This window comes from Negativicoccus succinicivorans, assembly GCF_018373335.1.
GTDB lineage: Bacteria > Bacillota > Negativicutes > Veillonellales > Negativicoccaceae > Negativicoccus > Negativicoccus succinicivorans_A.
The window spans coordinates 1-7,697 of the sequence record NZ_JAHAHH010000063.1; the positions used below are offsets into that span (position 1 = coordinate 1).

The window sequence follows — 7,697 nt, forward strand, 5'->3', positions numbered from 1 at the left end:
TCTGCGAGTTCACGACGAATCGTTTCTTTCAAATGAAATCCGCCATGATCACTGCCGATCACTATCTTCATCATATCCCTCCTTGGTAGTTCTATCCTACCATAAAACAGGCGGTAAGGGCATAAAAAGTACACTTATTTTGTGTCGCAATGCTCCGGATAGAGTCTTTGTTTCGCCGCTGCGAGATGCTCCCAAATCGAGCTTGCGCATTGCGCATACAAGCTTGCGTCACCGCCGAAAGGATCGGGGATTTCTCCGCCCAAACCGCTCCATTCGCCAAGTGTTTGGATTTTCTTTTCCAGCTCACCGAACGAGCGCCGTAAAAGATCGCGTTGGCTTTGCGTCATCACCACGACCGCATCCGAATTTTGTAACATGTCCCGTGTCAATGCTTTTGCGGTATGCCCGGAAAACGGAATCTCACGACGTGACAATTCCGCCACTGCCAACGGCGCCGCCGGCATACCGATGGCCGGTGCCAAGCCCGCCGAATGGACCGTGTGTGAATCGTCAGTAACATCTTTCATTAAATATCGCCACATCGCTTCCGCCATCGGACTGCGACAGGTATTGCCCGTACATACAAATACGACTTTCATTTATTTCACCTCTCGAACCTGGTACGCGGCCGCTTTCAAAAGGCGATTCATGACCGCAAGCCCGATGCCCTGATCGGAAATACCTTCGGCATAAATCTCCTCCGCCGCCGTCTCGTCAAGATACAGCAAGCCCTGGTATAAATGCGCCGCATACGCCGCAGCGTCAGCTGCGTCGCCCCAAATATAGATGTTCTCACCAGCAGGTAAGGCGCGCGCCGTCTCGGCGCTTACCAGGTAGCCGCGGTGAGGGTCGTACGTTTTCGCCAGTTCCTCGCTGATTTTTTTTGCTTCTCCCGTATATAAATACACCGGTACGCGCGGCGCGTAATGACGGTACTTCATGCCCGGCGCTTTCGGAATGCCCTGACCTGTGACAAGCGCCGTATCCAAACGTGTCGGAGCAAAATCGGACAACATTTCCAAGGTAATCGCTCCCGGTCGATATATGACAAGTTCATTTCCCTGCAGTGATACCACAGTCGATTCCAAGCCGATTCGACAAGCGCCGTCATCCAAGATGGCATCCACTCTGCCGTCTAAGTCATGTCGCACCGCCGGCGCGGTCACCGGACTCGGCCGTCCGGACAAATTCGCGCTGGGCGCGGCCAAAGGTACGCCTGCCGCCGCAATCAACGCGCGTGCCACCGGCTGACTCGGTGCCCGTACAGCTACCGTCGCACCGCCACCCGTCACTGTTGTAGGAACGATGTCTGATTTCGGCAATACCAACGTCAGCGGTCCCGGCCAAAATTTGGAAACAAGTCGGTCAACAAGCGGCGGAATTTCCTTTACCAAAGGCGCCAGGCCGTCGCGATCCAGCACATGTAAAATCAGCGGATTGTCGCTCGGACGTCCTTTGGCAACATAAATTTTTTTCGCCGCCTCACTATCCAAGCCGTTGGCCCCTAAACCGTATACCGTTTCCGTCGGAAATGCGACAAGGCCGCCGGCCCGCAGAATTTCGCCCCATGGAGCCACCTGCGGACCCAGCGGCCGTGAGTGATCAATTGTTACATACGTTGTTTTCATATTCGTTTCCACCAAACTACACGATCAAGATTCTGCAGATCCTGCCTGATAACAGGTTCGCTGAACGCGTTCACTTCACGCACAAGAGCGCTTACCGCTGCCCCTTGTTCCGCACCGATTTCCACCGCGCAAAGCGCGTCTTTGCGCAAATGCGGTACCATGGCCGGAATCATTCGGCGGTAGATCGCTAAGCCGTCTTCTCCGCCGCGCAACGCAGTCATCGGTTCGTGCCGTACTTCCGGCGCAAGGCCTTCAATATCCCCATCGGGAATATACGGCGGATTGGACACGATAATATCAAATGTTTGATCGGCAAGGGAACGGAAAAGATCGCTCTCGATTATTTCCACGCGATCGCTTACTTCCAAACGCGCCGCATTTTGCCTCGCAACCGCCAAGGCGGGGGCGGAGATATCGCAGGCGATGCCTGTCCATTGCGGGCGATAGTGCAAAAGGCTCAAGATGATCGCGCCGCTGCCGGTACCGATATCCAATACCCGCAAAGGCGTTTCACCGCAGTGCTCCAGTACCGTTTCCACGAGCGTTTCCGTCGCCGGACGCGGGATCAGTACATCTTTTGTCACCACGAAAGGCAAGCGCATAAATTCTTTTTTACCGACGATCGCGGCGACGCTGTATCCTTCAATGCGACGTTGAATATATGTTTTCAGGCGAGCGAGTTCGGACGCTTCAAGCGGACGTTCAAAATGCGTATACAAATATAGCCGATCAACACCGAGCACTTCCGCTACCAATAAGTCGGCGTCCAAACGCGGATTTTCTATTTCATGCTTGGTAAAATACGCTACCAGCCATTGCAGCATACGACGGATCGTCCAAAGCTCGTTCGCCATCAGTTCTCGCTTTCCGCCAGTTTGGCCGCCTGATCCGCGGCAATCAAACCGGATAATAATTCTTCCAAATCGCCGTCAAGTACCGCCTGCAACTGGTAAATCGTCAAGTTGATACGATGATCCGTCACACGTCCCTGCGGGAAATTATACGTGCGAATGCGTTCGGAGCGATCACCGGTTCCCACTTGGCTCTTACGGTCGGCCGCCAGCTTCGCATCCGCTTCCTGTTGCACTAAATCGTAAAGACGCGCCTTTAACACGCGCATCGCTTTATCTTTATTTTTCGCCTGACTTTTTTCATCCTGGCAGGTCACCACCAGTCCGGTCGGCAAATGCGTAATGCGTACCGCGGTTTCCGTACGGTTAACGTACTGACCACCCGCCCCCGACGCGCAATACGTATCGATGCGCAGATCCGACGGCTTGACTTCGATTTCCACATCTTCCGCTTCCGGTAAAATCGCCACCGTCACCGTCGACGTGTGGACACGACCGCCGCTTTCAGTTTCAGGCACGCGTTGCACACGATGCACGCCGCTTTCGTATTTCAATTTGGAATACGCGCCGGCTCCTGTGATCGAAAAGACGACTTCTTTATAGCCGCCCAAACCGGTCTCATTCCAATCGATCAAATCACAATGCCAGCCTTGCGCTTCGGCGTAATGCGTATACATGCGCATTAATTCCGCGGCGAATAAAGCCGCCTCATCACCGCCGGCACCGGCGCGGATTTCCACGATGACATTTTTTTCATCGTTGGGGTCTTTCGGCAATAATAAAATTTTCAACCGCTCGGCAAGTTCCGCTTTTGCCTGTTTATTCTCGGCAAGTTCCTCTTTGGCTAACGCCAGCATATCCGCGTCCTGGTCTTTATCGTTCAGCAATTCTTCCGCTTCACGGATACCGGCCACGGCTTTTTTGTACTCGCGAAACGTTTCGACGGTTTCCTCCAAGGCAGCGTGCTGTTGCATCAACGCGCGCCACTTTTCCTGCTGCGCGATAACGTCCGGATCGCTGATTTGCTGCTCCAAATCCAAAAAGGTATCTTCCACCGTTTGTAATTTATCCTCTAACATATTCCTCCTGCGGCTTGGCCGCGTTCATCGCGGCAATGGCGACTTCGATCTGACTGTCATCCGGCGGGCGAGTGGTAATATTCTGCAGCCACAGTCCCGGTTTTACCAATGCCTGCACCAGCGAATTGTCGCTGCGCGCAGCCAGCCGAATCCATTCATAGGCAAGGCCCGCCACGACAGGCATCAAAATAATGCGGGAAAGAAAGCGTTCCCACAAACTTGGCCAACCTAAAAACGCAAACACAAAAATACTGACAATCACAACCATCAGCAAAAAATTCGTGCCGCAACGCGGATGTAATCGGGATTGCGGGCGAACATTTTCGACCGTCAACGGTAAATTCTTTTCATAGCAGTAAATCGTTTTATGCTCGGCACCATGATACTCGAATACGCGCTGAATGTCTTTCGTCCGTGAGATACCATATAAATACGCTAAAAAGATCAGGAGTCGAATGGTACCTTCCGCCAGATTCAACAGAATATGGTTGGAACCCGTACCCGGGATAAATTTCGCCGCGTATGTCGGAATCGCCAAAAACAAAACCGCGGCAAATACGGTCGACACCGCCATCGTAATATAAATCTCTTTGTCGTCGAGCTTTTCATCTTCTTCACCCGCGACCTGCGCCGAAAACATCAGGGAGCGCATGCCGATCACAAGCGACTCGTACAGCGCCACCATACCGCGCAGCAAGGGCTTGCTTAAAACCGGATATTTCACGCCCAAGGGCACAGCTCTGTCCTTTTTCACGATGATTTCGCCGCCGGCATCACGAACCGCCGTGGCAACATACTCCGGTCCGCGCATCATCACGCCTTCGATGACCGCCTGACCTCCTACATAAGCTTTCTTCACCAAATTCCCACTTTCATTTTATGTATAAAAATAGACAGACACTGTACGCGCCTGCCTACCCTTTTATTCGCTCTCTTTGCCGTATCGTTTATTGAATTTTTCAATACGGCCGCGCGCTTTCGCGAAACGCTGCTGGCCCGTATAGTACGGATGCGATTTGCTACTGATATCCACGTTGACCAGGGGGTATTCGTTGCCGTCTTCCCATTTAATTGTCTGGCTCGACGTCATGGTGGAACGAGTCAAAAACGCGTAATCCGCGCCGGCGTCTTGGAATACGACCGGATGATATTCGGGATGAATTCCTTTCTTCACAGTTGCACCTCTTTTCTTAACATACTGACACTAAGATAGTATAACAAATGCCCATATCAAATGCAAGATAAATTACTTGCTGATGCCTTATTTTTATATTCGCTTTTTTACAAAAAAACAAACGGCACCGAAGTGCCGTTTGCGTAAAATTATTTTATTTTGCGTATTCCGCAAATGCCGCTTTCAGTTCATCCGGACGATTACCGACGATCCGTTTTACTTCTTCGCCGTTCTGGAAGAAAATAAGGCTCGGTACGCCCATTACGTCCATTTGACCGGCAAGATCGCCGCCTTCATCCACATTCACTTTGACAACTTTGACCTTGCCCGCATATTCTTCCGCGAGCTTATCAACTACCGGCGTAATCATTTTACACGGGCCGCACCACGAAGCCCAAAAATCAACCAATACAGCGCCTTTTTCAGATTTCACTTCCGATTCAAATTCTTGTGCAGTGGTAATTTCTGTAATATTTGCCATTGGTATCACCTCATGTAATGTATATCGAAAAATATAGAAATTCTGTATCAATATCATACCTATTTTCTGTCGGTCTGTCAAGTTTACCGCCGTACAAAAGTGATTGAAAACGGATATAGCAAGCATTCATCCTAAGGAATAGAAATAAAAATAAAAATAAAAAATCCGCTGCTGCGGATTTTTTATTACGAGTAGTCAATAAGCCGAGTTCTGTACGTTTGCACGTGACAATCATCTTTCTAGACAGCCGATTACTCGACTGTTCAAGCGACACACCCAAAAGGTCAGCGGGCAGCTTCATCCCTTTTCTATTCGGTCTTGCCCCGAGTGAGGTTTACCTGGCCGACGGGTTACCCCGCCGCCGGTATGCTCTTACCATACCGTTCCACCCTTACCGTTTCCGGCGGTTTACATTTCTGTGGCACTGTCTCTGAGGTCACCCTCGCCGGATGTTATCCGGCACTCTGCCCTGCGGAGCTCGGACTTTCCTCGAGCTTACGCTCGCGATTGTCTTTCGTACTCGTTTTGTTAGCATATCATTTTTTTACAATACCGTCAATTTCCCCAAAATGAAAATATATCCGCGCGTACGGGATCAGCAACAATGTTCAAGCGTACGTTTTCCGTCACAAGCGTTTGGGTCAAATACTCCGCCAGACGATCGGCGATTTTGATCTCCGTGTGATAATGGTGTCCGTCGACTACTACGATTCCCTGCGTCGCGGCACGCTGCGCCTCATGGTATTTGACATCGGCGGTCAAATATAAATCCGCGCCCTGCTGCACCGCAGCATCGGCGAATTCCATACCGGCACCGCTGCAAAGCGCAACACGTTCAATGGTTTCACGTTGTCCGGCATACCGCAATACCGGAATCTCCAAGGCGGTTTGAATTTGCGTAAGCGCATCGCCCAGCGACAACGCTTTAGGAAAGCGGCCAATCCGTCCCAGGTAGGACGTTTCCCGCGGTCGTTCCAACGGATACACATCATACGCCACTTCTTCGTAGGGATGCGCGGCCAGCATCGCGCGGAGCACTGTGTTTAAGTCGTGCGCCGGCACGATGGCTTCCACGCGTTCTTCTTCGACCGTTTCCATTTGCCCCGGATTTCCCAAAAAAGGCTGCGCGCCGGACAACGGTAAAAAGCGTCCCTGCCCCTGCACACTGAACGTGCAATGCGAGTAATCGCCGAGTGCACCGGCGCCGTGATCCCCCATGGCGGCGCGGACTGCGTCCGCATGCGTTTGCGGAGTGAATACCGCCACTTTGTAAAACGGCTCGTGATGCACCGGTACAAGTCCTTCGACATCGATCAGTCCGATTTGTTCCGCCAGCAAATCATTTACGCCCGCGGTCGCAATATCCAAATTCGTATGCGCGGCATAGCAGGCGAGATTATTTTGCACTAAAAGTCGCACCAAGTCCGCGACCGGATCTCCCGCGACCAATTGTTTCAACGGTTTGAACAGAATCGGGTGATGCGCGACGATGAGGTTAATACCATGCTCTTTCGCATAACGGATATTTTCTTTTGTGACATCAAGCGCGGTTAAAACACCGGTCACTTCCGTCTCCGGATCGCCGACCAACAATCCTACATTGTCCCAGTCTTCCGCTAATTTCGGCGACGCCCATTCTTCCAACGCCTGCATTATCTTTCGGATTCGCATTGCTGCAGCATCTCCTTCCACTGTGCAATATCTTTCTCTAACGAATCTAATTCTTTCCGTCGCGCTGCGGATTGCTCTTTCGCATGCAGCAAGCCGTTGCGATGCGCCTGCGCGCGGGTAATTAACCGATGCAGATGACGGGAGAGCAGCGGCGCGCGGGTTTCCCAAAGGTAGGGTCCGACCGCCGCGAGCTTCTCCGGCAGATCCTGCGCCCCGGGAACGACACGAATGATTTCATAAAGGTGTTTGCCTTCTTCGCAAAGCCACTCCCGATCAATTTTCAGGCCGAGTTCCCGCAAACTTCGTCGCAACATCGCCTGACCCGTCATCGGCTGCAAAATAATAAACGCCAGCTTTTGATACACTTCCGGCCGCGCCTGTAAAAGTTCCCGCATCAGCGGACCGCCCATTCCCGCCAAAATAATACCGTCCGCCTCGTCAGCCTGCAATATTTCCAGGCCGCTGCCCAAGCGAAAATCCGCCTGTGCGGCGCATTGCGTCCGGCAAAAATTTTGCCGCGCTTTTGCCAACGGACCTTGCCGTAAATCGCTGACGATGACGTGACACGCCCGCTTTTTTTCGAGCAGGTACAAGGGCACGTAGCCGTGATCGCTGCCGATATCAGCTACAGTATCGCACACGGGCACGGCGTCCGCAACGGTTTGCAAACGCGGTGACAAAGTCACAGAAAGCGTTGCGCCATCCGGCATACAAGAACTCCTTTCGACAAAAAAGGACGACCGCAGTCGTCCTACAATGCAATGTGGTGGGCCCACCTGGGATCGAACCAGGGACCGACCGGTTATGAGCCGG

General features: G+C 52.2%; 9 protein-coding genes and 1 other RNA gene. All 10 read right to left on the reverse strand.

Annotation, left to right across the window (positions count from 1 at the left end):
* Nucleotides 1–134 precede the first annotated feature (134 nt).
* The 10 genes from KH813_RS05285 to KH813_RS05330 all read right to left on the reverse strand — a co-directional run bounded on the left by KH813_RS05285 (nucleotide 135) and on the right by KH813_RS05330 (nucleotide 7,594).
* Nucleotides 135–599 (reverse strand): low molecular weight protein arginine phosphatase, encoded by a 465-nt coding sequence (locus KH813_RS05285; RefSeq protein WP_303994164.1) that lies wholly within the window; start codon nucleotides 597–599, stop codon nucleotides 135–137.
* A complete protein-coding gene (locus tag KH813_RS05290) occupies nucleotides 600–1,628 on the reverse strand; it encodes an L-threonylcarbamoyladenylate synthase (RefSeq protein ID WP_303994166.1) in 1,029 nt (342 codons plus the stop codon).
* Nucleotides 1,625–2,482 (reverse strand): peptide chain release factor N(5)-glutamine methyltransferase, encoded by an 858-nt coding sequence (gene prmC / locus KH813_RS05295; RefSeq protein ID WP_303994169.1) that lies wholly within the window; start codon nucleotides 2,480–2,482, stop codon nucleotides 1,625–1,627. Before prmC ends, KH813_RS05290 begins: the two co-directional genes overlap by 4 nt.
* Nucleotides 2,482–3,558: a peptide chain release factor 1 gene (prfA, locus tag KH813_RS05300; protein WP_303994172.1), complete on the reverse strand. Its 1,077-nt coding sequence runs from the start codon at nucleotides 3,556–3,558 to the stop codon at nucleotides 2,482–2,484. Before prfA ends, prmC begins: the two co-directional genes overlap by 1 nt.
* On the reverse strand, nucleotides 3,545–4,372 hold the full coding sequence (locus KH813_RS05305; protein ID WP_303994180.1) for a DUF1385 domain-containing protein: 828 nt from the start codon (nucleotides 4,370–4,372) through the stop codon (nucleotides 3,545–3,547). Before KH813_RS05305 ends, prfA begins: the two co-directional genes overlap by 14 nt.
* Before the next feature lie 108 nt (nucleotides 4,373–4,480).
* Complete coding sequence (locus KH813_RS05310; protein WP_024048524.1) at nucleotides 4,481–4,732, reverse strand: type B 50S ribosomal protein L31; 252 nt, start codon at nucleotides 4,730–4,732, stop codon at nucleotides 4,481–4,483.
* Between the two features lie 154 nt (nucleotides 4,733–4,886).
* A complete protein-coding gene (gene trxA, locus KH813_RS05315; RefSeq protein WP_303989918.1) occupies nucleotides 4,887–5,213 on the reverse strand; it encodes a thioredoxin in 327 nt (108 codons plus the stop codon).
* Nucleotides 5,214–5,397: 184 nt separating this feature from the next.
* An RNA gene (rnpB, locus tag KH813_RS05320) (RNase P RNA component class A) lies at nucleotides 5,398–5,736 on the reverse strand.
* A gap of 32 nt (nucleotides 5,737–5,768) precedes the next feature.
* The gene (locus KH813_RS05325) at nucleotides 5,769–6,884 is read right to left on the reverse strand and encodes a Nif3-like dinuclear metal center hexameric protein (protein ID WP_303994175.1); all 1,116 of its coding nucleotides are present in this window, start codon (nucleotides 6,882–6,884) and stop codon (nucleotides 5,769–5,771) included.
* Nucleotides 6,866–7,594 carry a class I SAM-dependent methyltransferase gene (locus KH813_RS05330; RefSeq protein WP_303994177.1) on the reverse strand — a complete coding sequence of 243 codons (729 nt, stop codon included), beginning with the start codon at nucleotides 7,592–7,594 and terminating at the stop codon, nucleotides 6,866–6,868. The genes KH813_RS05325 and KH813_RS05330 overlap by 19 nt, the downstream gene beginning before the upstream one ends.
* Nucleotides 7,595–7,697: the final 103 nt, after the last annotated feature.

Coding starts and splice junctions, on each gene's coding strand:
- prmC (WP_303994169.1), bottom strand. CDS start 2,482: ATGGCGAACGAGCTTTGGACGATCCGTCGTATGCTGCAATGGCTGGTA.
- KH813_RS05285 (WP_303994164.1), bottom strand. CDS start 599: ATGAAAGTCGTATTTGTATGTACGGGCAATACCTGTCGCAGTCCGATG.
- KH813_RS05290 (WP_303994166.1), bottom strand. CDS start 1,628: ATGAAAACAACGTATGTAACAATTGATCACTCACGGCCGCTGGGTCCG.
- KH813_RS05325 (WP_303994175.1), bottom strand. CDS start 6,884: ATGCGAATCCGAAAGATAATGCAGGCGTTGGAAGAATGGGCGTCGCCG.
- KH813_RS05305 (WP_303994180.1), bottom strand. CDS start 4,372: ATGATGCGCGGACCGGAGTATGTTGCCACGGCGGTTCGTGATGCCGGC.
- prfA (WP_303994172.1), bottom strand. CDS start 3,558: ATGTTAGAGGATAAATTACAAACGGTGGAAGATACCTTTTTGGATTTG.
- KH813_RS05330 (WP_303994177.1), bottom strand. CDS start 7,594: ATGCCGGATGGCGCAACGCTTTCTGTGACTTTGTCACCGCGTTTGCAA.
- trxA (WP_303989918.1), bottom strand. CDS start 5,213: ATGGCAAATATTACAGAAATTACCACTGCACAAGAATTTGAATCGGAA.